Annotated in this window: 19 protein-coding genes; 17 read left to right on the forward strand and 2 right to left on the reverse strand. The window is 65.9% G+C overall.

The window, feature by feature from the left end:
* Window positions 1-73: 73 nt before the first annotated feature.
* The 6 genes from ACN9MV_RS13225 (at window position 74) to ACN9MV_RS13250 (ending at window position 9,590) form a co-directional block, all read left to right on the forward strand.
* Entirely contained in the window at window positions 74-1,987 is a 1,914-nt protein-coding gene (locus ACN9MV_RS13225) for a propionate--CoA ligase (RefSeq protein ID WP_426392620.1), read from the forward strand.
* A gap of 179 nt (window positions 1,988-2,166) precedes the next feature.
* Window positions 2,167-5,043, forward strand: coding sequence for a 2-oxoglutarate dehydrogenase E1 component (locus ACN9MV_RS13230; RefSeq protein WP_093052255.1), 2,877 nt, complete (start codon window positions 2,167-2,169; stop codon window positions 5,041-5,043).
* Between the two features lie 54 nt (window positions 5,044-5,097).
* Entirely contained in the window at window positions 5,098-6,369 is a 1,272-nt protein-coding gene (gene odhB / locus ACN9MV_RS13235; RefSeq protein ID WP_426392622.1) for a 2-oxoglutarate dehydrogenase complex dihydrolipoyllysine-residue succinyltransferase, read from the forward strand.
* 14 nt (window positions 6,370-6,383) lie between these two features.
* A complete protein-coding gene (lpdA, locus tag ACN9MV_RS13240; protein WP_426392623.1) occupies window positions 6,384-7,814 on the forward strand; it encodes a dihydrolipoyl dehydrogenase in 1,431 nt (476 codons plus the stop codon).
* Window positions 7,815-7,830: 16 nt separating this feature from the next.
* Window positions 7,831-8,931, forward strand: coding sequence for a cell division protein ZapE (gene zapE, locus ACN9MV_RS13245; RefSeq protein ID WP_097199423.1), 1,101 nt, complete (start codon window positions 7,831-7,833; stop codon window positions 8,929-8,931).
* Window positions 8,928-9,590, forward strand: coding sequence for a hypothetical protein (locus ACN9MV_RS13250; protein ID WP_093052244.1), 663 nt, complete (start codon window positions 8,928-8,930; stop codon window positions 9,588-9,590). Before zapE ends, ACN9MV_RS13250 begins: the two co-directional genes overlap by 4 nt.
* 11 nt (window positions 9,591-9,601) lie before the next feature.
* Here the strand turns inward: ACN9MV_RS13250 and ACN9MV_RS13255 are convergent, their stop codons facing one another.
* Window positions 9,602-10,372, reverse strand: a complete 771-nt coding sequence (locus tag ACN9MV_RS13255; RefSeq protein WP_093052241.1) for a PP2C family protein-serine/threonine phosphatase — start codon at window positions 10,370-10,372, stop codon at window positions 9,602-9,604.
* Between the two features lie 107 nt (window positions 10,373-10,479).
* Between ACN9MV_RS13255 and ACN9MV_RS13260 the strand changes: the two genes are divergently transcribed.
* Both ACN9MV_RS13260 and ACN9MV_RS13265 read left to right on the forward strand, forming a co-directional pair.
* Window positions 10,480-10,683: a YdcH family protein gene (locus tag ACN9MV_RS13260; protein ID WP_093052238.1), complete on the forward strand. Its 204-nt coding sequence runs from the start codon at window positions 10,480-10,482 to the stop codon at window positions 10,681-10,683.
* Complete coding sequence (locus tag ACN9MV_RS13265) at window positions 10,680-12,764, forward strand: ATP-dependent DNA helicase (protein WP_426392625.1); 2,085 nt, start codon at window positions 10,680-10,682, stop codon at window positions 12,762-12,764. Before ACN9MV_RS13260 ends, ACN9MV_RS13265 begins: the two co-directional genes overlap by 4 nt.
* A 33-nt stretch (window positions 12,765-12,797) precedes the next feature.
* On the opposite strand, the gene ACN9MV_RS13270 is transcribed toward ACN9MV_RS13265, so the two are convergent.
* Window positions 12,798-13,604: an outer membrane protein assembly factor BamD gene (locus ACN9MV_RS13270; protein WP_093052233.1), complete on the reverse strand. Its 807-nt coding sequence runs from the start codon at window positions 13,602-13,604 to the stop codon at window positions 12,798-12,800.
* Window positions 13,605-13,627: 23 nt separating this feature from the next.
* Between ACN9MV_RS13270 and ACN9MV_RS13275 the strand changes: the two genes are divergently transcribed.
* From ACN9MV_RS13275 to hisS, 9 genes are all read left to right on the forward strand, one after another.
* Window positions 13,628-14,653 (forward strand): RluA family pseudouridine synthase, encoded by a 1,026-nt coding sequence (locus ACN9MV_RS13275; protein ID WP_426393164.1) that lies wholly within the window; start codon window positions 13,628-13,630, stop codon window positions 14,651-14,653.
* Between the two features lie 129 nt (window positions 14,654-14,782).
* Window positions 14,783-15,685 (forward strand): SMC-Scp complex subunit ScpB, encoded by a 903-nt coding sequence (gene scpB, locus ACN9MV_RS13280; RefSeq protein WP_426392627.1) that lies wholly within the window; start codon window positions 14,783-14,785, stop codon window positions 15,683-15,685.
* Window positions 15,682-17,541 (forward strand): pseudouridine synthase, encoded by a 1,860-nt coding sequence (locus tag ACN9MV_RS13285; RefSeq protein ID WP_426392629.1) that lies wholly within the window; start codon window positions 15,682-15,684, stop codon window positions 17,539-17,541. Before scpB ends, ACN9MV_RS13285 begins: the two co-directional genes overlap by 4 nt.
* Window positions 17,542-17,694: 153 nt before the next feature.
* Window positions 17,695-18,120, forward strand: a complete 426-nt coding sequence (gene ndk, locus ACN9MV_RS13290; protein ID WP_093052220.1) for a nucleoside-diphosphate kinase — start codon at window positions 17,695-17,697, stop codon at window positions 18,118-18,120.
* Window positions 18,121-18,141: 21 nt separating this feature from the next.
* Window positions 18,142-19,290, forward strand: a complete 1,149-nt coding sequence (rlmN, locus tag ACN9MV_RS13295) for a 23S rRNA (adenine(2503)-C(2))-methyltransferase RlmN (RefSeq protein WP_093052217.1) — start codon at window positions 18,142-18,144, stop codon at window positions 19,288-19,290.
* A gap of 4 nt (window positions 19,291-19,294) precedes the next feature.
* Entirely contained in the window at window positions 19,295-20,149 is an 855-nt protein-coding gene (gene pilW / locus ACN9MV_RS13300) for a type IV pilus biogenesis/stability protein PilW (RefSeq protein ID WP_426392631.1), read from the forward strand.
* Complete coding sequence (locus ACN9MV_RS13305; protein ID WP_426392633.1) at window positions 20,142-21,101, forward strand: RodZ domain-containing protein; 960 nt, start codon at window positions 20,142-20,144, stop codon at window positions 21,099-21,101. Before pilW ends, ACN9MV_RS13305 begins: the two co-directional genes overlap by 8 nt.
* On the forward strand, window positions 21,098-22,375 hold the full coding sequence (gene ispG / locus ACN9MV_RS13310; RefSeq protein ID WP_093052209.1) for a flavodoxin-dependent (E)-4-hydroxy-3-methylbut-2-enyl-diphosphate synthase: 1,278 nt from the start codon (window positions 21,098-21,100) through the stop codon (window positions 22,373-22,375). Before ACN9MV_RS13305 ends, ispG begins: the two co-directional genes overlap by 4 nt.
* Before the next feature lie 15 nt (window positions 22,376-22,390).
* Window positions 22,391-23,701: a histidine--tRNA ligase gene (hisS, locus tag ACN9MV_RS13315; protein WP_093052206.1), complete on the forward strand. Its 1,311-nt coding sequence runs from the start codon at window positions 22,391-22,393 to the stop codon at window positions 23,699-23,701.
* Window positions 23,702-23,705 lie beyond the last annotated feature (4 nt).

Raw genomic sequence — 23,705 nt, forward strand, 5'->3', positions numbered from 1 at the left:
TCGGTCTCCATAATTATGAATTCAGTTTTGGCGCTGCCGCCGGAACGGAATGAATAACAGGAGACAAATCAAGATGAGCCGCTACGAAGAGTTCTATCGCCAATCCGTCGATGCGCCCGAGGCCTTCTGGGCCGAGCAGGCGAAGCTGATCGACTGGCAGGCGCCCGCGCAACAGATCCTCGACGCCAGCCAGCCGCCGTTCGCGCGCTGGTTCGTGGGCGGCACGACCAATCTTTGCCACAACGCCATCGACCGTCATCTGGCGGCACGAGGCGACCAGCCCGCGCTGATCTTCGTTTCCACCGAAACCAGCGTCGAGAAGAGCTACAGCTTTACTGAGCTGCACGCCGAGGTGCAGCGCACTGCCGCCAGCCTTGTCGAGCTGGGTGTGGGCAAGGGCGACCGCGTGCTCATCTACATGCCGATGATTCCGGAAGCCGCCTTTGCCATGCTGGCCTGCGCGCGCATCGGCGCGATCCACTGCGTGGTGTTCGGCGGCTTCGCGAGCGGCTCGCTGGCCACGCGCATCGAAGACGCCGAGCCCAAGGTGATCGTGAGCGCCGATGCCGGCTCGCGCGGTGGCAAGGTCATCGCATACAAGCCGCTGCTCGACGAGGCGATCCGGCTGTCGAAGCACAAGCCTTCGGCGGTGCTGCTGACCGACCGCGGCCTCGCGCCGATGGAACTGACGGCGGGTCGTGACCATCTCGCCGCCGAACTGCGGCAGAAGCACATCGATGCCAAGGTGCCTTGCACGTGGCTCGCCTCGACCGACATCAGCTACACCATCTACACGAGCGGCACGACCGGCAAGCCCAAGGGCGTGCAGCGCGACGTAGGCGGCTATTCGGTTGCGCTGGCCGCGAGCATGAAGCACATCTTCGATGGCCGGCCCGGGGAAACCTATTTCTCCACCAGCGACATCGGCTGGGTGGTGGGCCATAGCTACATCGTCTACGGCCCGCTGATCGCCGGCATGGCGACCATCATGTACGAAGGCCTGCCTACGCAGGGCATCGACCGGCAGGCCGATGGCGGCATCTGGTGGCGCCTTGTCGAGAAGTACAAGGTCACGGTGATGTTCAGCGCGCCCACGGCCGTGCGCGTGCTGAAGAAGCAGGATCCGGCACTGCTGAAAAAATACGACCTGTCGACTCTGCGCGCGCTGTTCCTGGCCGGCGAGCCGCTCGACGAGCCGACCGCCCGCTGGATCAGCGAAGGCCTGGGCGTGCCGATCATCGACAACTACTGGCAGACCGAATCGGGCTGGCCGATGATCACGATCGCCAACGGGGTGGAGGCCAAGGCCTGCAAGTTCGGCAGCCCGGGCGTGCCGATGTATGGCTATCGCATCAAGATCCTGCACGAGTCGACCGGCGAAGAGCTGACGGGCGCGAACGAGAAGGGCGTGGTCGTGGTCGAGGGGCCGACCCCGCCGGGCTTCATGCAGACCGTGTGGAAGGACGACGCGCGCTTCGTCAATACGTACTGGAAAAGCGTGCCCGGCAAGATGGTTTATTCGACCTTCGATTGGGGCATTCGCGACGAGGATGGCTATTTCTACATCCTCGGGCGCACCGACGACGTGATCAACGTGGCGGGCCATCGCCTTGGCACGCGCGAGATTGAGGAAAGCATTTCGGGCCATTCCAACGTGGCCGAAGTGGCGGTGGTCGGCGTGGCCGATGCCCTGAAGGGGCAGGTCGCGATGGCCTTCGTGGTCCCCAGAGACGGCAAGGCCGTGATTGACGCCGACGTGGCACTCAAGCTCGAAGGCGAGATCATGAAAGTAGTCGCCGACCAGCTCGGCGCCCTGGCGCGGCCGGCCCGCGTGCGCTTCGTCAGCGGCCTGCCCAAGACCCGCAGCGGCAAGTTGCTGCGCCGCGCCATCCAGGCCGTGTGCGAGCAGCGCGATCCCGGCGACCTGACCACCATCGACGACCCCGCAACGCTGCAGCAGATCAAACAGTTACTTTCTTCGGGCTGAGTGAGCAGGGGCAGGGGTTGCGAAGCCCCGTCGAACCGTCATATGGTTGACGTGGCACAATGCCAAGGTACTCAGGCCCTTCCCCAGCCACAGTCGCATCCGCCAATCGGTTCAGCCGTGTCGCGGAAGGTTTCTTAACCAGCTAGTGCTTCCTTCAGGGAAGCGAAGGTCAGCGGATCATGAGCGATTCATCGACGCCATCGGCGTATACCGCCTATCAAGGCAACACGTACCTCTTCGGCGGCAATGCGCCCTATGTCGAGGAGATGTACGAGAACTACCTCTCCAACCCCGGCAGCGTGCCTGACAACTGGCGTTCGTATTTCGACGCGTTGCAGAACGTTCCCGCCGCCGACGGCACCAACACCCGCGACGTCCCGCACCTGCCGGTCATCAACGCTTTCGCCGAACGCGCGAAGCAGGGCACGACCAAGGTCGTGCAGGCCAGCGGCGCCGATTCCGAACTCGGCCGCAAGCGCACTTCCGTCCAGCAGCTGATTGCCGCCTACCGCAACGTCGGCGCCCGCTGGGCCGACCTCGACCCGCTCAAGCGCGCCGAGCGTCCCGCCATTCCGGAACTCGAGCCCTCGTTCTACGGCTTCACCGACGCCGACCTCGAGACGGTGTTCAACACCAGCAACACCTTCTTCGGCAAGGAGACCATGTCGCTGCGCGACCTGCTCAACGCCTTGCGCGAAACGTACTGCGGCACGATGGGTGCCGAGTACATGTACACCACCGACCAGAATCACAAGCGCTGGTGGCAGCAGCGGCTCGAAAGCGCCCGCACCAACCCCAAGCTGAGCGCCGAGCAGAAGAAGCATGTGCTCAACCGCCTGACCGCGGCAGAAGGCCTCGAGCGCTTCCTGCACACCAAGTACGTCGGCCAGAAGCGCTTCTCGCTCGAAGGCGGCGAGAGCTTCATCGTCGCGATGGACGAGCTGATCAACCAGGCCGGCGTCAAGGGCGTGCAGGAGATCGTGATCGGCATGGCCCACCGCGGCCGCCTGAACGTGCTGGTCAACTCGCTCGGCAAGATGCCGGCCGACCTGTTCGCCGAGTTCGACCACACTGCCCCCGAAGACCTGCCCAGCGGCGACGTCAAGTACCACCAGGGCTTCAGCTCGGACGTGACCACCCCCGGCGGCCCGGTGCACCTGAGCCTCGCGTTCAACCCCTCGCACCTTGAAATCGTGAACCCCGTGGTCGAAGGCTCGGTGCGCGCCCGCATGGACCGCCGCGGCGACCCGCTGGGCAAGCAGGTGCTGCCCGTGATCGTGCACGGCGACGCCGCCTTCGCAGGCCAGGGCGTCGTGATGGAAACGCTGGCGCTGGCCGAAACCCGTGGCTACTCCACTGGCGGCACGGTGCACATCGTCATCAACAACCAGATCGGCTTCACCACCAGCGACCCGCGCGACAGCCGCTCGACGCTGTACTGCTCGGACATCGTCAAGATGATCGAAGCGCCGGTGCTGCACGTGAACGGCGACGATCCCGAAGCCGTGGTGCTCGCCACCCAGATCGCGCTGGACTTCCGCATGGAGTTCCAGAAGGACGTGGTCGTCGACATCATCTGCTTCCGCAAGCTGGGCCACAACGAGCAGGACACGCCTTCGCTCACCCAGCCGCTGATGTACAAGAAGATCGCCCAGCACCCCGGCACGCGCAAGCTGTACGCCGACAAGCTGGCCGCTCAAGGCCTGGGTGACACGCTCGGCGACGACATGGTCAAGGCGCAGCGCGCCGCCTTCGACGAAGGCAAGAACACCGTCGACCCCGTGCTCACCAACTTCAAGAGCAAGTACGCCGTCGACTGGAGCCCGTACCTCAACAAGAAGTGGACCGACGCCGGCGATACCGCCATCCCGTCCACCGAATGGAAGCGCCTGGCCGAGAAGATCACCACCGTGCCGCAAGGCTTCACGGTGCATCCGCTCGTGAAGAAGGTGCTGGACGACCGCGCAGCCATGGGCCGCGGCGACGTCAACGTCGACTGGGGCATGGGCGAGCACATGGCCTTCGCCTCGCTGGTGGCCAGCGGCTACCCGGTGCGCCTGTCGGGTGAAGACTCGGGCCGCGGCACGTTCACGCACCGCCACGCCGTGCTGCACGACCAGAACCGCGAGAAGTTCGACACCGGCACCTACACGCCGCTGCAGAACGTGGCCGACAACCAGGCTCCCTTCGTCGTGATCGACTCGATCCTGTCGGAAGAAGCCGTGCTCGCGTTCGAATACGGCTACGCCTCGAACGACCCGAACACGCTCGTCATCTGGGAAGCCCAGTTCGGCGACTTCGTGAACGGCGCGCAAGTGGTGATCGACCAGTTCATCGCCTCGGGCGAAGTGAAGTGGGGCCGCGTCAACGGCATCACGATGATGCTGCCGCACGGCTACGAAGGCCAGGGCCCCGAGCACAGCTCGGCACGCCTGGAGCGCTTCATGCAGCTGAGCGCCGACACCAACATGCAGGTGGTGCAGCCGACCACGGCCAGCCAGATCTTCCACGTGCTGCGCCGCCAGATGGTGCGCAACCTGCGCAAGCCGCTGATCATCATGACGCCGAAGTCGCTGCTGCGTAACAAGGACGCGACCTCGCCGCTGTCGGAGTTCACCAAGGGCAGCTTCCAGACCGTCATTCCCGACAGCAAGGGCCTGAAGGCCGAGAAGGTCAAGCGCCTGATCGCCTGCTCGGGCAAGGTGTACTACGACCTGGCCAAGAAGCGCGAAGAACGCGGCGACGAAGACGTGGCGATCATCCGCGTCGAGCAGCTCTATCCGTTCCCGCACAAGGCTTTCGCCGCCGAGATCAAGAAGTACCCCAACCTCGTCGACGTGGTCTGGTGCCAGGACGAGCCGCAGAACCAGGGCGCCTGGTTCTTCGTGCAGCACTACATCCACGAAAACATGCAGGACGGCCAGAAGCTCGGCTACTCCGGCCGTGCCGCTTCGGCATCGCCGGCGGTGGGCTACTCGCACCTGCACCAGGAACAGCAGAAGGCGCTCGTCGATGGCGCGTTTGGCAAGCTCAAGGGCTTCGTGCTGACCAAGTAAAACCAGTTTCCTTTCACACGAATACCCTGAAGAACAAAACGGAGCTCACTCCAAATGTCTATCGTAGAAGTCAAAGTCCCCCAGCTTTCCGAATCCGTGGCCGAAGCCACCATGCTCACGTGGAAGAAGAAGGCCGGCGAAGCCGTCGCCGTCGATGAAATCCTGATCGAGATCGAGACCGACAAGGTCGTGCTCGAAGTGCCCGCGCCTTCGGCTGGCGTGCTGGCCGAAATCGTGCAGCCCGATGGCGCCACCGTGGTGGCCGATCAGCTGATCGCCAAGATCGACACCGAAGGCAAGGCTTCGGCTGGCGCCCCGGCGGCAGCGCCCGCAGCAGCAGCTCCGGCTGCCGCTGCGCCTGCCCCGGCAGCAGCTGCAGCCGCCGCCGGCGGTTCGAAGTCCGACGTTGCCATGCCTGCCGCGGCCAAGCTGCTGGCCGACAACAACCTGAAGACCAGCGACGTTGCCGGCACCGGCAAGGACGGCCGCGTCACCAAGGGCGACGTGCTCGGCGCGGTTGCCTCGGGCGCCAAGCCTGCCGCGGCTGCCGCCACCATCGCGGCACCGGCCGCCAAGCCTGCTCTGCCGCAAGTCGCTGCACCGGCCGGCGCGCCCGACCTGGGCGAGCGTCCGGAACAGCGCGTGCCGATGAGCCGCCTGCGCGCCCGCATCGCCGAGCGCCTGCTGCAATCGCAGTCGACCAACGCCATCCTCACCACGTTCAACGAAGTCAACATGGCGCCCGTCATGGAACTGCGCAAGCGCTTCCAGGACAACTTCACCAAGGAACACGGCGTGAAGCTCGGCTTCATGAGCTTCTTCGTGAAGGCTGCGGTGCATGCGCTGAAGAAGTACCCGGTGATCAACGCCTCGGTCGACGGCAACGACATCCTGTACCACGGCTACTTCGACATCGGCATTGCCGTCGGTTCGCCGCGCGGCCTGGTGGTGCCTATCCTGCGCAACGCCGACCAGATGAGCTTTGCGGACATCGAGAAGAAGATCGCCGAGTTCGGCAAGAAGGCGCAAGACGGCAAGCTGGGCATCGAAGACATGACCGGCGGCACGTTCTCCATCTCGAACGGCGGCACCTTCGGCTCGATGCTCTCGACCCCGATCATCAACCCGCCCCAGTCGGCCATCCTCGGCGTGCACGCCACCAAGGACCGCGCCGTGGTTGAAAACGGCCAGATCGTGATCCGTCCGATGAACTACCTCGCCATGAGCTATGACCACCGCATCATCGACGGCCGCGAAGCCGTGCTGGGCCTGGTTGCCATGAAGGAAGCGCTGGAAGACCCGTCGCGCCTGCTGTTCGACATCTGAGGAGAAAGAACCAGATGGCAAACAAGCAATTCGACGTCGTCGTCATCGGCGGCGGCCCCGGCGGCTACATCGCGGCCATTCGCGCCGCGCAACTCGGCTTCAACGTCGCCTGCATCGACGAGTGGAAGAACGGCAAGGGCGGCCCCGCACCGGGCGGCACCTGCACCAACGTCGGCTGCATCCCGTCGAAGGCGCTGCTGCAATCGTCGGAGCATTTCGACCAGGCCGGCCACCACTTTGCCGACCACGGCATCAAGGTCGAAGGCCTGGGCCTCGACCTCGACAAGATGCTGGCCCGCAAGGACCAGGTCGTGAAGCAGAACAACGACGGCATCCTGTACCTGTTCAAGAAGAACAAGATCACCTTCTTCCATGGCCGCGGCTCGTTCGTGAAGACCGACGAAGCCGGCTATGAGATCAAGGTGGCGGGCGCCACCGAAGAGTCGATCAGCGGCAAGCACATCATCGTGGCCACGGGCTCCAACGCCCGCGCACTGCCCGGTGCGCCGTTCGACGAGGAGAACATCCTCTCGAACGACGGCGCGCTGCGCATCGGCGCGGTGCCGAAGAAGCTGGGCCTGATCGGCTCGGGCGTCATCGGCCTCGAAATGGGTTCGGTGTGGCGTCGCCTCGGCGCGGAAGTCACGGTGCTCGAAGCACTGCCGACCTTCCTGGGCGCGGTGGACGAGCAGATCGCCAAGGAAGCCAAGAAGGCCTTCGACAAGCAGAAGCTCAAGATCGAACTCGGCGTGAAGGTCGGCGAGATCAAGTCGTCGAAGAAGGGCGTGAGCGTTGCGTGGACCAATGCCAAGGGCGAAGCCCAGACGCTGGAAGTCGACAAGCTGATCGTGTCGATCGGCCGCGTGCCCAACACCATCGGCCTGAACGCCGAAGCCGTGGGCCTGAAGCTCGACGAGCGGGGCGCCATTGCCGTGGACGACGAGTGCAAGACGAGCCTGCCCAACGTCTGGGCCATCGGTGACGTGGTGCGCGGCCCGATGCTGGCGCACAAGGCCGAGGAAGAGGGCGTTGCCGTGGCGGAGCGCATTGCGGGCCAGCACGGTCACGTCAACTTCAACACGATCCCGTGGGTGATCTACACCAACCCCGAGATCGCGTGGGTCGGCCAGACCGAGCAGCAGCTCAAGGCCGCGGGCCGTGCCTACAAGGCCGGCACCTTCCCGTTCCTCGCGAATGGCCGCGCGCGCGCGCTGGGCGACACGACCGGCATGGTCAAGTTCCTGGCCGATGCTGCCACCGACGAGATCCTGGGCGTGCACATCGTGGGCCCGCAGGCCAGCGAGCTGATCTCCGAAGCCGTCGTGGCGATGGAGTTCAAGGCCAGCGCCGAAGACATCGCGCGCATCTGCCACGCTCACCCGTCGCTGTCGGAAGCAACGAAGGAAGCGGCACTCGCCGTGGACAAGCGCACGCTGAACTTCTGATCTCGCGATCTTTCTTTTGACCAGCGTCAAACAGGCCTATGAGGCGGAACTCGCAGCGCGCGGGTTCCACAGCGATCCAGCGCAACTGCACGCCGTGGAGGCGCTGGATCGCTGCGCCAACGAATGGGCCGAGTACAAGGCCCAGCGCTCGAATGCGCTGAAGAAGTTCATCAACCGGCCAGAGCTTCCGCGCGGCGTCTACATGTACGGTGGCGTCGGGCGAGGCAAGAGCTTCCTGATGGACCTGTTCTTCAACGCCGTGCCATTGCGGCGCAAGACGCGCCTGCACTTTCACGAGTTCATGCGCGAAGTGCACCGCGAGTTGCGCGAGTTGCAGGGCACAGTCAATCCGCTCGACGAGCTTGGGCTTCGCATTTCCAAGCGCTACAAGCTGATCTGCTTCGACGAGTTCCACGTGGCGGACATCACCGACGCGATGATTCTTCATCGGCTGCTGGTGTCGCTGTTCGAGAACGGCGTGGGTTTCGTCACCACCTCGAATTTCAAGCCGGACGATCTGTATCCCGGTGGCTTGCACCGCGACCGCATCCTGCCGGCCATCGCGCTGCTGAACGAAAAGCTCGAAGTGCTGAGCGTCGACAACGGCACCGACTACCGGCGCCGCACGCTGGAACAGCTGCGCATGTACCTCACGCCCAACGATGCAGCGGCCGAGAAGGAAATGCGCAAGGCCTTCGACAAGCTGGCCGAGACGGCCGACGAAAACCCGGTGCTGCACATCGAGCAGCGCGAGATCCGTGCGCGGCGCAAGGCCGGCGGCGTGGTCTGGTTCGATTTCAAGACGCTGTGCGGTGGTCCGCGTTCGCAGAACGACTATCTCGAAATCGCGAGCCAGTTCCACACGGTGCTGCTGTCCGACGTGCCGCACATGCCGGTGCGCATGGCTTCGGAAGCACGTCGTTTCACCTGGCTGGTCGACGTCTTGTACGACCGGCGCTGCAAGCTCATCATGTCGGCTGAGGTTCCGCCCGAGGCGTTGTACACCGAGGGGCCGCTGTCGCACGAGTTTCCGCGCACGGTTTCCCGGCTCACCGAAATGCAATCGAGCGAGTTTCTCGCCCTGGAACGCCGCATCGTCGACACCCGACTCACATGAAAAAATTCGCTCTTGCCCTGCTCATGACGTTGGCCAGCCTGCCGCTGTGGGCGCAGTCCAACGCCGCCGCGGGCAATGCCGACCTCGAGGGCGAAAAGCGCCGGCTTTCCACCGAGCGCGAGGCCATCGAGAAGCGCTTCGTCGAAGAGCGGGCTGCCTGCTACAAGAAGTTCGCGGTGGAAGACTGCCTGCGCGAGAGCCGCAGCCGTCGCCGCACGGAAACCGACAACATCAAGCGGCAGGAAACCGCGATCAACGACATCCTGCGCCAGCGCAGCGGCGCGGCCGAGCTGCAGAAGCTCGACCAGAAGGCTGGCACCCAGCGCCCGCAGGACTCTCGCGAGAAGCAGGAACAGTCGATCCAGGGCCAGAAGGAGCGCGAGCAGCGCGCTGCCGACCACGCGACCAGCCGCGCGGCTACAGCGGCCGAGGCGGCCGAGCGCGAGCGCCAGTTCCAATCCAAGCAGCAGGCGCATGCCGACGAGCAGGCCAAGGCCGCCCAACGTCAGGCCGAGGCGCCCACGGCCGCCAAGCGTTTCGAGGACAAGCAGAAACGCGCCGAAGAGCACAGGGCCAGCCGCGAGCGGCAGAACGCCAACCGCAGCAAGCCGCGCGGGGCACCACTGCCGGCGCCGGCAGCTTCGTCGCCCACGCCCTGACCGGGCACCGCTCAGGCGGCGACTGGCAGCGGATCGAGCTTCAGAACGGCAATCGAGATGTTGTCGCCCGTGCCCCGGGCCCGGCGGCGCGCTTCACCCACCAGGATTTCGACCGCATCGCGCGGCGGCTGTGCATACAGCACGCTCGCCAGTTCTTCTGGGCTGAAGTAGTGCCAGAGCCCGTCGCTGCAAGCCATCAACAGGTCGCCCGGCGCCAGCTTCGGGATGTAGTAGGGGTCGATGGGTGGCGGCGTGGTCGTCATGCCCAGGCAGCCGAGCAGGATGTTGCCCTGCGGATGGATGTTGGCCTCGGCCTCGGTGATCTGGCCGCGGTCGATCAGCACCTGCACGTACGAATGGTCGCGCGTGCGCCTGATGAGCTGGCCGTCGTGGAAGTGATAGATGCGCGAGTCGCCGGCGTGGATCCAAGCGCAGTCGCCCTTGGGGGTCATGAGGAAGGCCGCCAGCGTGCTGTGCGGCTCCTGTTCGCTGGAGACGGCGGTGAGCTTGATGACCGTGTGTGAATCTTCGAGGATCTGCTTCAGCACGGCTTCCGGGTCGTCGCGGCCGGGCTGGTAGCGGGTGAAGAGCTGGCGTGCCGTCATCAGCACCTGGTCGGAGGCCTTGCGCCCGCCGCTGCGGCCGCCCATGCCGTCGGCCACGATGCCCAGCACGCAGCCAGGCACGCGCGGATGGCTCATCAGCAGCACCTGGTCTTGTTGGTACGGGCGGTCTCCCTTGTGGAGTCCGGTGGCCGCGGCGAGTCGAAAGCCTTGGGTCATGAGGCATATGCGCCTGAAGCGCGTGTTTCTGTCTGCTCGGAGATTCGTGTCAGGACGTATTATCGAATGAACGTGTGCCGCAAAAACCTCGCGCGCGCTCCCCACCGTTGGACTCCAATCTTCACTCCCTTTCCCGTCAGCTGATCGAACTGCGTATCGAGCACGCCGATCTCGACGCCACCATCGACCGGCTGGCCGAGGGCTCGCCGCAAGACGAGCTGCTGCTGCGGCGCCTGAAAAAGCGCCGCCTCGCGCTGCGTGACCAGATCACGCGCCTCGAAAACGACCTCGATCCGAAAGAGCCGGCGTGACAGGTGCGCTCGAAGACAAGGTGCGCGACGCCTTCGCGCAGGACGGCGCGCTGTCGCGTGCCGCCGACCAGTTCCGCGAACGCTCGGGACAAACCGAAATGGCAATGGCCGTGGCCCGCACCATCGACCAGGGCGGCGTGCTGGTGGTCGAGGCGGGCACCGGGGTGGGCAAGACCTTTTCGTACCTCGTGCCGGCCCTGCTGAGCGGCGAGCGCGTGCTGCTGTCGACCGCCACCAAGACGCTGCAGGATCAGCTGTTCGGCCGTGACCTGCCGCGTCTTGTCGAAGCTTTCGGCCTGCCGGTGCGCACGGCGCTGCTGAAGGGGCGCGCCAGCTACCTGTGCCTGCACCGGCTCGACCAGGCGCGCCATGACGCTTCATTGCCGGAGCGCGGCAGCCTGCGCACGCTCGCCAAGATCGAGCAGTGGTCGAAGGCCACGCGCACGGGCGACCTGGCCGAGCTGCCGGGGCTCGACGAGCGCTCGCCGCTGATTCCGCTGATCACCTCCACGCGAGAGAACTGCCTGGGCGCGCAATGCCCGCAGTTCAAGCCCTGCCATGTCAACCTGGCGCGGCGCGAGGCGCTGGCGGCCGACATCGTGGTCATCAACCACCATCTTTTCTTTGCCGACCTCGCAGTGCGCGAGACCGGCATGGCCGAGCTGCTGCCGACAGTGAGCGTGGTGGTGTTCGACGAAGCCCACCAGCTCAACGAAACCGGCGTGCAGTTTCTTGGCGCGCAGCTCGGCAGCGGCCAGGCGCTCGACTTCGCGCGCGACATGCTGGCGGCCGGCTTGCAGCATGCGCGCGGCCTTGTCGATTGGCAGCAATTGGTCGGCGCGCTCGAACGGGCTGCGCGCGAACTGCGGCTGGTGGTCGGCAAGCAATGGCCGGGCGCCAAGCTGCGCTGGCTGGGCGCGTCGCCCGAGGGCATCGATCCCGATGCATGGCAGCGCGCGCTTGATGATCTGCTGCACGCGTTCGAGTTGGCGGCAGAGGGACTTGCCACCGTCAGCGAAATCTCGCCCGACTTCGTGCGGCTGCACGAGCGGGCCCGCCAACTCGCGAAACGCACGGCGCGCTTTGCCTTGCCGTGCGAGGTCGATTCGGTGCGCTGGGTCGATGTCGGCACGCAGTTGCGGCTCATCGAATCGCCGCTGGACATCGCCGATGCCATGCGCAAGCGGGTGCTCAAGATCGTCGAGGCAGACGCTGATGTTGGCGACGATGACGACGACGAAGATCTCGACGGCTACGGTGAGCGGCCGGCGCGCGAGGCAGCGGCGGTGCAGGAAGACAGCGGCCGCGCCTGGGTCTTCACCTCCGCCACGCTGGGCGACGAGCCCACGCTGCGCTGGTTCACTGAGCCCTGCGGACTGCAGGACGCGGAAGTGCTTCGCGTGCAGAGCCCGTTCGACTATGCGTCGCAGGCCGCGCTCTATGTGCCTCGTGCGTTTCCCAAGCCCAACGATCCGTCGCACAGCCAGCGCGTCGCGGAATTGGCTGCGCGCGGTGCGACGGAGCTTGGCGGTCGCACGCTGGTGCTGACGACCACGCTGCGCGCGCTGCGCACCATCGGCGATGCGATGAAGCAGCAGTTCGAACTGCTCGACGCACAGGTGCGGCCCGAAGTGCTGGTGCAGGGCGAGTTGCCCAAGCGCGTGCTGATGGACCGCTTTCGCGAAGGCGCGAGCGCCGGGCGCGCTGGCTGCGTGCTGGTGGCATCGGCTTCGTTCTGGGAGGGCTTCGATGCGCCGGGCGATGCGCTGCAGCTGGTGGTGATCGACAAGCTGCCGTTCCCGCCGCCGAACGATCCGCTGGTCGAGGCGCGCTCACAGCGCCTGGAATCACAGGGGCGCAGTTCGTTTGCCGACTATTCGCTGCCCGAGGCGGCCGTGGCGCTCAAGCAGGGAGCAGGGCGGTTGATTCGGCGGGAAACCGACAGCGGTGTGCTGGCGATCTGCGATACGCGGCTGGTTGCCATGGGCTATGGCCGCCGGTTGCTGTCGGCGCTGCCGCCGATGCGGCGGCTCGAAAACGAATCGGATTTCGAGGCCGCGCTGGACGCGCTCAAGACCTAGCTTCTGGCCAGGAAGAGCGCGTGCTCTGGTGGCTTACCAGAGCTTCCACCAAGGGTCGTCCTTGCCCTTGAAACCGTTAGCGAGGTAGGTGCTCTGCGGATAGTTGGTGGTCAGCACGCGCTGGGCGTCGTCGCGCAGGTCCTTCATGCCGAGGGCGTCGTACGACTTCACCATGATGAACAGGGCTTCCTCGAGCGCCGGCACTTCGCGGTAGTCGGCCAGTGCGATCTGGGCCCGGTTGATGGCTGCCAGGTAGGCGCCGCGCGAGTAGTAGTAGCGTGCCACGTGAACTTCGTACTGCGCGAGCGAGTTCACGATGTAGTTCATGCGCTGGCGCGCGTCAGGGGCGTAGCGCGAATCGGGGAAGCGCGTGACGAGGTCCTTGAACGACTCGAACGATTCCTTGGCGGCCTTCTGGTCGCGCTCGGACAGGTCTTGGCGCGTCATGAACGCGAACATGCCGAGGTCGTCGTTGAAGTTGATCACGCCCTTGAGGTACAGCGCGTAGTCGAGAGCCGTGCTCGCCGGATGCAACTTCATGAAGCGGTCGATGGTGGCGATGGCGCTGGCCTTTTCGCCCGACTTGTACTGGGCGTAGGCCTTTTCCAGCTGCGCCTGCTGCGCGAGCGGTGTGCCGGCGGCGCGGCCTTCGAGCTTCTCGTAGAGCGGAACGGCCTTGTCGTAGGCGCCCGATCCGGCCTCTTCCTTGGCTTCAGAGTAGATGCGGTTGGGGCTCCAGTTGGCAGTCTTGTCGACGGAGGTCGACGAGCAGCCAGCTGCCAGCAGAGCCGCCGCGCTGAGCGCGATCCAGCTGGGGACCGATAATTTGGCGCGAAACATCACATACGGCTTTCGTGAAACAGTTGCCCTCAATTATATCGACCGACCCTTTGGGCAATATCCCCGAGACCGCCGAGGTGGCCGAGATCGAAGAGGGCGCCGATCCGATCGAGCCCAGCGAGCAGCGGCCTTTCGTCATCGATCCGGCCCAGCACGGCCAGCGGCTGGACCGCGCGCTTGCCGCGCTGGTACCCGAGTTTTCCCGCAGTTACCTGCAGCAATTGATCGAGGCTGGCGCGGTGGAGCTGCAGGGCCGCACACTCACCAAGGTCTCGGCCACAGTGAAGGCGGGGCAGGCCGGTCGCATCGAATTGCGCCCCACGCCCCAGAGCCAGGCCTTCCGGCCCGAGGCGATGGACATCGTCACCGTGTACGAGGACGAGCACCTGCGCATCGTCGACAAGCCGGCCGGCCTCGTGGTGCATCCGGCACCCGGGCACTGGAGCGGCACGCTCCTGAATGGCCTGCTGGCGCTGGACCCGAAGGCGGTGCTGCTGCCGCGCGCTGGCATCGTGCACCGGCTCGACCGCGACACCAGCGGCCTGATGGTGGTGGCGCGCACCCGCGCCACCATGGACGCGATGGTGGCGCTGATCGCCGCCCGCGAGGTCAAGCGGCAGTACCTGGCCATCGGCCACAAGCCTTGGGAGGGCGCCGCAGCCCGCCAGGTCGATGCCCCCATCGGCCGCGACCCGCGCAACCGGCTGCGCATGGCCGTGGTCGATCTCGAGCGGCATGCGGGCAAGACGGCACGCACGCTGATCGAGCGGCTCGACAGCAACGCCGAAGGCTGCGCTGTGCGCTGCACGCTCGAAACCGGGCGCACCCACCAGATCCGCGTGCACATGGCGTCGATCGGGCATCCGCTGGTGGGCGATGCGCTCTACGGCGGCGCGCCGGCTGCCGGGCTGTCTCGCCAGGCGCTGCATGCATTCAGGCTGGCCTTCGTGCATCCCGTCACGCAAGAGGCGATGGAGTTCCGTTCGCCGCCGCCGCCAGATCTCGTCCAGGCTTTGCAGTCCTGGGGGCTGGATTACAATCGCGCCTGACGGCCCGAGGGCCGCGCCGGTCACCCAAGGCCGGCCTTGCGTTGCATTTGCCGCGTGCCTGCAGCGCCTACTCCTTTCATCCTTCTGAACAAGCGTCCCTGAGGCGCCTTTTCCCGGATAACGCGAACCATGAATACGGCGGATGCCAAGCGCATTCTCGAAACCGCCTTGATCTGTTCGAGCCAGCCGTTGCCGGTGCGCGATATGCGCGTGCTGTTCGACGACGAACTGGGTGTGGACACCATCAAGGTGCTGTTGCTTGAACTGCAGGAAGACTGGGCGCAACGCGGCCTGGAGCTTGTGAGCGTCGGCAGCGGCTGGCGCTTCCAGAGCCGGCCGGAGATGCGCGACCACCTCGACCGCCTGCACCCCGAGAAGCCGCCGCGCTACACGCGCGCCGCACTCGAGACGCTGGCCATCATTGCCTATCGGCAGCCGGCCACGCGCGGCGACATGGAAGACATCCGCGGCGTCACGATCAACTCGTTGATCCTCAAGCAGCTGGAAGATCGCGGCTGGGTCGAAGTCATCGGCCACCGCGAAACGGTCGGCCGACCGGCGCTGTATGCAACCACGCGCCAGTTTCTTGACGACCTGGGCCTTGCCTCGCTCGATCAGCTGCCATTGATCGAGACGCCCGCGCAGCAGGCCGCGCTGGTCGATGCGCTCGAACGGGCGTCGGGTGAGCAGCAGGGGCTGCCTATCGATGCCGCGCCGGAGGCCGAAGCATTGGCCGAGGGCGATGCGGATGCATCGGCGATGGCAGAGCTGGAGTCCGCCGCTGCCGAAGCGGAGCAGGAAGTCGCTGCCTCGCAGCAAGACAAAGAAGTGCCGGCAGAAGAGCCCGCCGTCATCGACATGGCGCCAGAAGTCGCCGAAGAAGCGGTCGAAGCCGCCGAAGCGCAGTTTGCCGAGAACGCGGTAGACACCGAATCCCCCGCCGGGCCCGCCCAGGCGCCGTCGCCAGAACCCGATGCCCCGTCCCAGGACGAGGCCGACCCCCACGCTCCCTCTCCCGGAAAAACCTCATGAGCACAACCGACACCGAAGACGCGGCGATGCTGCCGGCCGAGCCCGAAGTCAAAAAGAAGAAGAGGGCGACCACGCCCAAGAAGGCTGCAGGTGATGCTATTGAATCGGTAGCGCCAGAGGTTGCGGCGCAGGAAGTCGCAGCGCCGGCGGAGGCTGAAGCACCCAAGAAGCCACGCGCGCCTCGCAAGAAGAAGCCGGTGGAGCAGGCTGTGGCGGATGAGGCGGCGGCGTTGCCCGTCGCGGAAGCGTCCGAGATGGCCGTGCCGGTAGCTGTTGTTGCAGAGGAAGCTCCGGTTGTTTTCGCTGCCGTCGAAGAAGAAGCTCGAGATCCGGCGCCGGTCGAGGCCGCGCGCCAGGCGCCACGGCCCGAACAAGCCGATCGCATCCACGACCAGGACGACGAAGAACGGGACGAGGACGAAGACGAAGAAGAGCCCGACGAGGAAGAAGACGACCTCGACCGTGCCCGCCGCGCCGCCGAGCGCGAGCAGCGCAATGCGTTGCCGCCCGAGCCGATCCGCTTCGCGGACGTCATCTCCGGCCAGTTCGATGCCGACGAAGAAAGCCCCGAAGTCCCGCCGCTCAAGCGCGTGCTGCTGCCCGAGGCCGATTCGCCCAAACTGCACAAGGTGCTGGCGCAGGCCGGCCTCGGCTCGCGGCTCGAAATGGAGCAGCTGATTCTCCAGGGCCGCATTTCCGTCAACAACGAGCCGGCCCACATCGGCCAGCGCATCCAGTTCGGCGACCAGGTCAAGATCAACGGCAAGCCGATCCGCTACCGCATCGCGCCTCCGCCGCCCCGCGTGATCGCGTACCACAAGCCCGTGGGCGAAGTGGTCACGCATGACGATCCGCAGAACCGCCCGACCGTGTTCCGCAAGCTGCCGCGCCTGCAGCAAGGCAAGTGGCAGTCGGTCGGTCGCCTCGACCTGAACACCGAAGGCCTGCTGCTGTTCAGCAGCTCTGGCGACCTGGCCAATCAGCTCATGCACCCGCGCTTCGGCCTGGAGCGCGAGTACGCCGTGCGCGTGCTGGGCGCGCTCACCAGCGAAGAAAAGCAGAAGCTGCTCGACGGCGTGCGCCTCGACGACGGTATGGCGCAGTTCGGCACCATCGAAGACGGTGGCGGCGAGGGCTCGAATTGCTGGTATCGCGTGACCATTTCCGAAGGGCGTAACCGCGAAGTGCGCCGCCTGTTCGAGTCGGTGGGCCATGCGGTCAGCCGGCTGATCCGCATCCGCTACGGTGCCATGGTGCTGCCGCGCGGCCTGAAGCGCGGTGCCTGGATGGAGCTCGACGAGCGCGACATCCGAGCGCTGTTCCAGGCCTCCGGTGGCGCGGCTGCCCGGCCCGGTCCGCAGCAGCAGCAGCGCGGCCCGGGGCAGGAGGGCGGTGGCGGCAATGGCCGCAACGGGCGCAACAAGAAGCGCCGGGGCAACCGCAATGGTGGCGGTGGTGGCCAGCCGCCGCGCGACATGCGCGATGCACGCGAAGAAGGCGGACGCGAAGCGCCGATTCCGAATCCGCTTGGCGATGGCCGTCCGCCGCGCGGCGACCGGGGGGGGCGCCCCAATCGTGGCGGTGGCAATGGCGGCCCGCCCCAGGGGCAGGGACGCCGTGGCAACAGCGGCAACCGCCAGGGCGGCGGCAATCGCCAGCAGGGCGACGACCGTCAACCGAGCGGCGCCAATCAGCCCGATCCGATGAAGACCTCGTTGGGGTACATCGGTGCCGACAGCTTCTCGCGCCAGCGCAAGGAGCAGCGCGGAGGCCCGCGTCGTGGTGGAGGCGGGGGCGGTGGTGGCGGCTTCGGCGGTCAGGGCGGCCAAGGCGGCGGACGCCGTCGCGGGCGCTGAAGGTCAGCCGTCGGAGCGCGGCCTTTCGCGGGGTTTTCACCAATCCGCAAGGCTGCGCCGGTTAAAATCAGAGGCTTTGTCGACATGTGACGCAACAAATTCGTTGCAGTTGTGACAAAACACTTCAAAATCAAAGCTCCAGGAAGCATTTCAATGGCTATCGAACGTACCCTCTCCATCATCAAGCCCGACGCAGTTGCCAAGAACGTCATCGGCAAGATCGTTTCCCGTTTTGAAGCTGCTGGCCTCAAGATCGTCGCCGCCAAGCTGGTGCACCTGTCGCGCAACGAAGCCGAACAGTTCTACGCCGTGCACAAGGAGCGTCCCTTCTTCAAGGACCTGGTCGAGTTCATGATCTCGGGCCCCGTGTTCGTGCAAGTGCTCGAAGGCGAAAACGCCATCGCCAAGAACCGCGATCTGATGGGCGCCACCGACCCCAAGAAGGCAGCCGCCGGCACCATCCGCGCCGACTTCGCCGACAGCATCGACGCCAACGCCGTGCACGGTTCGGACGCTGCCGAAACCGCAGCGAACGAAGTCGCTTTCTTCTTCGCCGGCCTCAACGTCTACGCGCGCTGAAGCCGCATCTCGACCGATTCCATGACCACGGCCAATCTGCTCGACTTCGATCTCGAGGGGTTGGCTGCGTTCTGCGAAAAACTCGGCGAGAAAAAATTCCGCGCCACGCAGCTGTTCCGCTGGATTCACCAGCGTGGCGCCAGCGACTTCACCCAGATGACCGATCTGGCGAAGTCGCTGCGCGAGAAACTCGCGACCACTGCGCGCGTGGAGGCCCTGCCGGTCATAACGCAGCACGAATCCAAGGACGGCACAATCAAGTGGCTGTTCGACGTCGGTGACGGCAATGCCGTCGAAGCCGTATTCATTCCCGAGGACGACCGCGGCACCTTGTGCGTGTCGTCCCAGGCCGGCTGTGCGGTCGGTTGCCGCTTTTGCTCGACTGGGCATCAGGGCTTCAGCCGCAACCTGAGCACGGGGGAAATCGTCGCCCAGCTCTGGTTTGCCGAACACTTCCTGCGCAAGCACTTGAAGCGCGACGAGCGCGTCATCTCCAACGTGGTGATGATGGGCATGGGCGAGCCGCTGCAGAACTATTCCGCGCTGGTGCCCGCGCTGCGCACCATGCTCGACGACAACGCCTACGGGCTGTCGCGCCGCCGCGTGACGGTGTCGACCTCCGGCGTGGTGCCGATGATCGACCGCCTGGGCGCCGATTGCCCGGTGGCCATGGCCGTTTCGCTGCATGCGCCGAACGACGCGCTGCGCGACGACCTCGTGCCGCTCAATCGCAAATACCCGATCGCCGAACTGATCGAGGCCTGCAAGCGCTATCTGGCGCACGCGCCGCGCGACTTCATCACCTTCGAATATTGCATGCTGGATGGCGTGAACGACCAGCCCGAGCATGCGCGGCAGCTCGTCGAACTGGTGCGCACGCACGGCATCTCGTGCAAGTTCAACCTGATTCCTTTCAACCCGTTTCCGGCCTCGGGTCTGCTGCGTTCGCCGCAGCCGCGCGTGCTGGCATTCGCCAGGACACTGAGCGAAGCTGGTCTCGTGACCACCGTGCGCAAGACGCGCGGTGATGACATCGATGCCGCCTGCGGCCAGCTCGCCGGCGACGTCAAGGACCGCACCCGCGCGGCCGAGCGCATGGCCCAGCGCCGTGCAACCGAGCGCCCCGTTGTTTTGCATCCGGTCCGCAAGGCCGCCCCCCAGGAGCATTGAACTGATGAGCATGGTCATTCCGACGACGATCGCGAACGTGCAGCGGATGCTGACTACAGGTTTCGCGGGTGTCGCCGTGGCATTGCTGCTTGCGGGCTGCGTGAACACGCGCACCACCACCACCAGCCTGGCCGACACCAGTTCGGGCAAGGGGACCGAGGTGGTCACCGAATCCGACGAATCCAGCCGGCAGCGCCGCGCGCGCCTGCGCATGGAACTGGCCGCCGGCTATTTCGAGCATGGCCAGACCACCGTCGCGCTCGACGAGATCAAGCAGGCGCTGGTCGCCGACCCCAATAACGCCGACGCCTACAACCTGCGCGGCCTGGTCTACATGCGGCTCGACGATGCCGGCATGGCCGAAGACAGCTTCCGCCGTGCCATCGCCATCAATCCGCGCGACCCCAACGCGCGCCACAACTACGGCTGGCTGCTGTGCCAGCAGAACCGCTATGGGGATGCGGCTGCGCAGTTCACCGAGGCGCTGGCAGTGCCGAGCTATGCCGACCGCGCCAAGACGCTCATGACGCAGGGCGTGTGCGAGCTCAAGGCTGGGCAGCGCGTGCAAGCCGAGCGCAGCCTCATGCAGGCTTACGAGATCGACGCCGGCAATCCGGTGGTTGGCTTCAACCTTGCTTCGGTGTTGGCGCAGCGCGAAGAATGGTCGCGCGCGCAGTTCTACATTCGCCGCGTCAACAACAGTGCCTCGGCCAGCGCCGAGACGCTCTGGCTCGGCATAAAGATCGAACGAAAGCTGAACAACCGCGAGGCAGTCGCGCAGTTGGGAGGCCAACTGCAACGACGCTTCCCCCAGTCGCGGGAGGCAACAGCGTACGAGCGCGGGAATTTCAATGACTGATCGGGTTTCGGAGTTCGGCACTTCCGCAGCGCTGCCGCTGGAAGAAGGCGACATCACGCACAAGACCGCCGGCGACCTGCTGCGCGAAGCGCGCGAGGCCCATGGCCTGCACATCGAGATGGTGGCGGCCGCCCTCAAGGTGCCGCCGCAGAAGCTCATGGCGCTTGAAGCAGACGACATTGCTTCGTTGCCGGACCCGGTCTTCGCTCGCGCCCTGGCGAGCAGTGTCTGCCGTGCTTTGCGCATCGACCCGGCGCCCGTGCTTGCGAAGCTGCCCAGCACGCAAAGGGTGTCGCTGGCCGAGGCCGACCGAACCCTTCGGACGAACATCACCTCGGGCACGCCGCGCTGGAACAGCAGCGGACGCTCCAGCGGGCTGCCTTCGCGCGGATTGCTGATCGTGGTGCTGGTGCTGCTGGTTGGCGCGGCTGCGTTGTTCTGGTTGCCGCAATCGGTGTTCGACCAGATCAGTGCTTCCGTGTCGCGCCTGACGGCGCGCAGCGAGACTGATACCGAATCGGCGCCCGCGAACGGACCGGCTTCGGCCAGCGCAACTGGCGCCGTGGCCGAAACGGTGCCCTCGCAGGCTGTGGCACCGAGCGCTCCGGTGGGCCAAGCGCCCGCCGCAGTCGCTGCCAATGCGCCATCTGCCCCCGCGGCGGTTGCGGTTGCCCCCGCCGCTCCCGTGGCGACTGCCGCAAGCGCAAGCAGCCAGCAACTCGTTTTCGTGGCACGTGAAGAGTGCTGGATCACCGTAACCGAAGCCGGCGGCAAGCAGTTGCTGCGTCGCAGCCTGCAGGCCGGCGAAACGGTCGGCCTGTCGGGCGCGCTGCCACTGTCGGTGGTGGTGGGCCGTGCGTCGGCGGTCGATGTGCAGGTAAGCGGCAAGCCTTACGATCTGACGCCTGTCACGCGCGGCGGTGGCGTGGCGCGCTTCGAGGTGAAATCGTGACCGACTGCTATCCCGATCCCATTCCATCGGCGGCGCCCAAGGCGCGCCGCTCGCGCCAGTCCAGCGTGACCTGGGGCTCGCGTGTGGTCACGGTGGGCGGCGACGCCCCCGTGCGCGTGCAGTCCATGACCAACACCGACACCGTGGATGCCATCGGCACCGCGATCCAGGTGAAGGAGCTGGCCATCGCCGGCTCGGAAATGGTCCGTATCACAGTCAACACGCCCGAAGCCGCGGCGCAGGTGCCCTACATCCGCGAGCAGCTCGATCGCATGGGCATCGATGTGCCGCTGATCGGCGACTTCCACTACAACGGCCACCGTCTGCTCACCGACTATCCGGCCTGCGCCGAAGCGCTGAGCAAGTACCGCATCAACCCCGGCAACGTGGGCAAGGGCGACAAGCGCGACCGCCAGTTCGGCCAGATGATCGACGCGGCCATGCGCTGGAACAAGCCGGTGCGCATCGGCGTCAACTGGGGCAGCCTCGACCAGGAACTGCTCGCCAGCCTGATGGACACCAACAGCCAGCGCGCCGAGCCGTGGGACGCCAAGCAGGTGATGTACGAGGCGCTGATCACCTCGGCCATCGAGTCCGCGAAGCTCGCCGAATCGATGGGCATGGCTGGCAACCAGGTCATCCTGTCGTGCAAGGTGAGCGGCGTGCAGGACCTGATCTCGGTTTACCGCGAGCTGGCCCGCCGCTGCGACTATGCGCTGCACCTGGGCCTCACCGAGGCCGGCATGGGCACCAAGGGCACGGTGGCATCGGCCACGGCGCTGTCGATCCTGCTGCAGGAGGGCATCGGCGACACCATTCGCGTGTCGCTTACGCCGCAGCCGGGCGAGTCGCGCACACAGGAGGTGGTGATCGCCTCCGAAATCCTCCAGGCATTGGGGCTGCGCGTGTTCGTGCCCAGCGTTACGGCCTGCCCGGGCTGCGGCCGCACCACCAGCACTACTTTCCAAGAGTTGGCCAAGCAGATCGACGACTATCTGCGCATGCAGATGCCGGTCTGGCGCAAGAAATATCCGGGCGTCGAGACGATGAAGGTGGCCGTCATGGGCTGCATCGTCAACGGCCCTGGCGAGAGCAAGCATGCCGACATCGGCATCAGCCTGCCCGGCACCGGCGAGGCGCCCGCCGCGCCGGTCTTCATCGACGGCGAAAAGGCACTCACGCTGCGCGGCGACAATATCGCCAACGAGTTTCACCAGCTCGTCGAAACCTACATCGAAAAGCGCTTCGGCGGCGAACACGCTGTCGCGGCCTGACACCTCCGCAGACTCATGGCTGAAAAATTGAATGCCGTCAAAGGCATGAACGACATATTGCCGCCCGAATCGGCGCGCTGGGAATGGCTCGAGGCCACCGTGCGCGATCTGATGGGGCGCTATGCGTACCGTAACGTCCGCACGCCGATCCTCGAGCACACGGCGCTGTTCGTGCGCGGCATCGGCGAAGTGACGGACATCGTCGAGAAGGAGATGTACTCCTTCCACGACCGTTCGGACAAATACGGCGACAACGACCACCTGACGCTGCGCCCCGAGAACACCGCCGGCATCGTGCGGGCCGCGATCGAGCACAACATGCTCTACGACGGCGGCAAGCGCCTGTGGGCCATCGGGCCGATGTTCCGGCGCGAGAAGCCGCAGCGCGGGCGTTTCCGGCAGTTTCACCAGATCGACGTCGAGGCGCTGGGCTTTGCCGGTCCCGACGTCGACGCTGAATTGATCCTGCTCGCGAGCGCGCTCTGGAAGGCGATCGGCCTGACCGACGTGCGGCTGGAACTCAACAGCCTTGGCCAACCGGCAGAGCGGGCGCAGCACCGCGCCCAGCTCATCGCGCATTTCGAGGCACATGCCGACAAGCTCGACGAGGACGGCAAGCGTCGCCTGCACAGCAACCCGCTGCGCATCCTCGACACCAAGAATCCGGCGATGAAGGACGTGGTCGAGTCGGCGCCGAGACTGATGGATTTCCTCGGTGCCGAATCGCTGGCGCACTTCGAGGGGTTGAAGGCCATCCTCGATGCCAACGGCGTTGCGTACACCATCAACCCGCGACTCGTGCGCGGCCTCGACTACTACAACCTCAGCGTGTTCGAGTTCGTGACCGACCGGCTCGGCTCGCAGGGCACGGTGTGCGCCGGCGGCCGTTATGACGGCCTGTTCGAGCAACTCGGCGGCAAGCCGGCGCCTGCAGTGGGATGGGCGATCGGCGTGGAGCGCGTGCTCGACCTCATGAAGGAGCAGGGCACCCAGATCCCGGTACGTGCCCCCGATGTCTATGCCGTCGTGCCCGATGCTTCCGCCATGCCGGTGGCGCTGCGTACGCTGCAGCAGTTGCGTGACGCCGGCGTGCGTGTGCAGATGCACGCCGCCACGGCGGATGGCCTCGGCAGCTTCAAGTCGCAGTTCAAGCGGGCCGACAACAGCGGCGCCACCTACGCCCTGATCTTCGGCGCCGATGAACTTGCACGCGGCGAAGTGACTCTCAAGGCGCTGCGCGACGGAAGCGGCGCGCAAACCTCCCGGCCACTTGCTGAAGTGGCCGCCTGGGCCGCCACCCTACAATCGCCGGCTCCCAACAACTGACAGC

Origin of the sequence: Variovorax sp. R-27 (genome assembly GCF_049913215.1) — a bacterium.
Taxonomy (GTDB): Bacteria; Pseudomonadota; Gammaproteobacteria; order Burkholderiales; family Burkholderiaceae_C; genus Variovorax.

Bases quoted from the DNA above. Each gene is read 5' to 3' on its own strand.
- ACN9MV_RS13225 (WP_426392620.1), top strand. From the start codon at position 74: ATGAGCCGCTACGAAGAGTTCTATCGCCAATCCGTCGATGCGCCCGAG.
- ACN9MV_RS13230 (WP_093052255.1), top strand. From the start codon at position 2,167: ATGAGCGATTCATCGACGCCATCGGCGTATACCGCCTATCAAGGCAAC.
- odhB (WP_426392622.1), top strand. From the start codon at position 5,098: ATGTCTATCGTAGAAGTCAAAGTCCCCCAGCTTTCCGAATCCGTGGCC.
- lpdA (WP_426392623.1), top strand. From the start codon at position 6,384: ATGGCAAACAAGCAATTCGACGTCGTCGTCATCGGCGGCGGCCCCGGC.
- ACN9MV_RS13250 (WP_093052244.1), top strand. From the start codon at position 8,928: ATGAAAAAATTCGCTCTTGCCCTGCTCATGACGTTGGCCAGCCTGCCG.
- ACN9MV_RS13255 (WP_093052241.1), bottom strand. From the start codon at position 10,372: ATGACCCAAGGCTTTCGACTCGCCGCGGCCACCGGACTCCACAAGGGA.
- ACN9MV_RS13270 (WP_093052233.1), bottom strand. From the start codon at position 13,604: ATGTTTCGCGCCAAATTATCGGTCCCCAGCTGGATCGCGCTCAGCGCG.
- scpB (WP_426392627.1), top strand. From the start codon at position 14,783: ATGAATACGGCGGATGCCAAGCGCATTCTCGAAACCGCCTTGATCTGT.
- ACN9MV_RS13285 (WP_426392629.1), top strand. From the start codon at position 15,682: ATGAGCACAACCGACACCGAAGACGCGGCGATGCTGCCGGCCGAGCCC.
- ndk (WP_093052220.1), top strand. From the start codon at position 17,695: ATGGCTATCGAACGTACCCTCTCCATCATCAAGCCCGACGCAGTTGCC.
- rlmN (WP_093052217.1), top strand. From the start codon at position 18,142: ATGACCACGGCCAATCTGCTCGACTTCGATCTCGAGGGGTTGGCTGCG.
- pilW (WP_426392631.1), top strand. From the start codon at position 19,295: ATGAGCATGGTCATTCCGACGACGATCGCGAACGTGCAGCGGATGCTG.
- ACN9MV_RS13305 (WP_426392633.1), top strand. From the start codon at position 20,142: ATGACTGATCGGGTTTCGGAGTTCGGCACTTCCGCAGCGCTGCCGCTG.
- hisS (WP_093052206.1), top strand. From the start codon at position 22,391: ATGGCTGAAAAATTGAATGCCGTCAAAGGCATGAACGACATATTGCCG.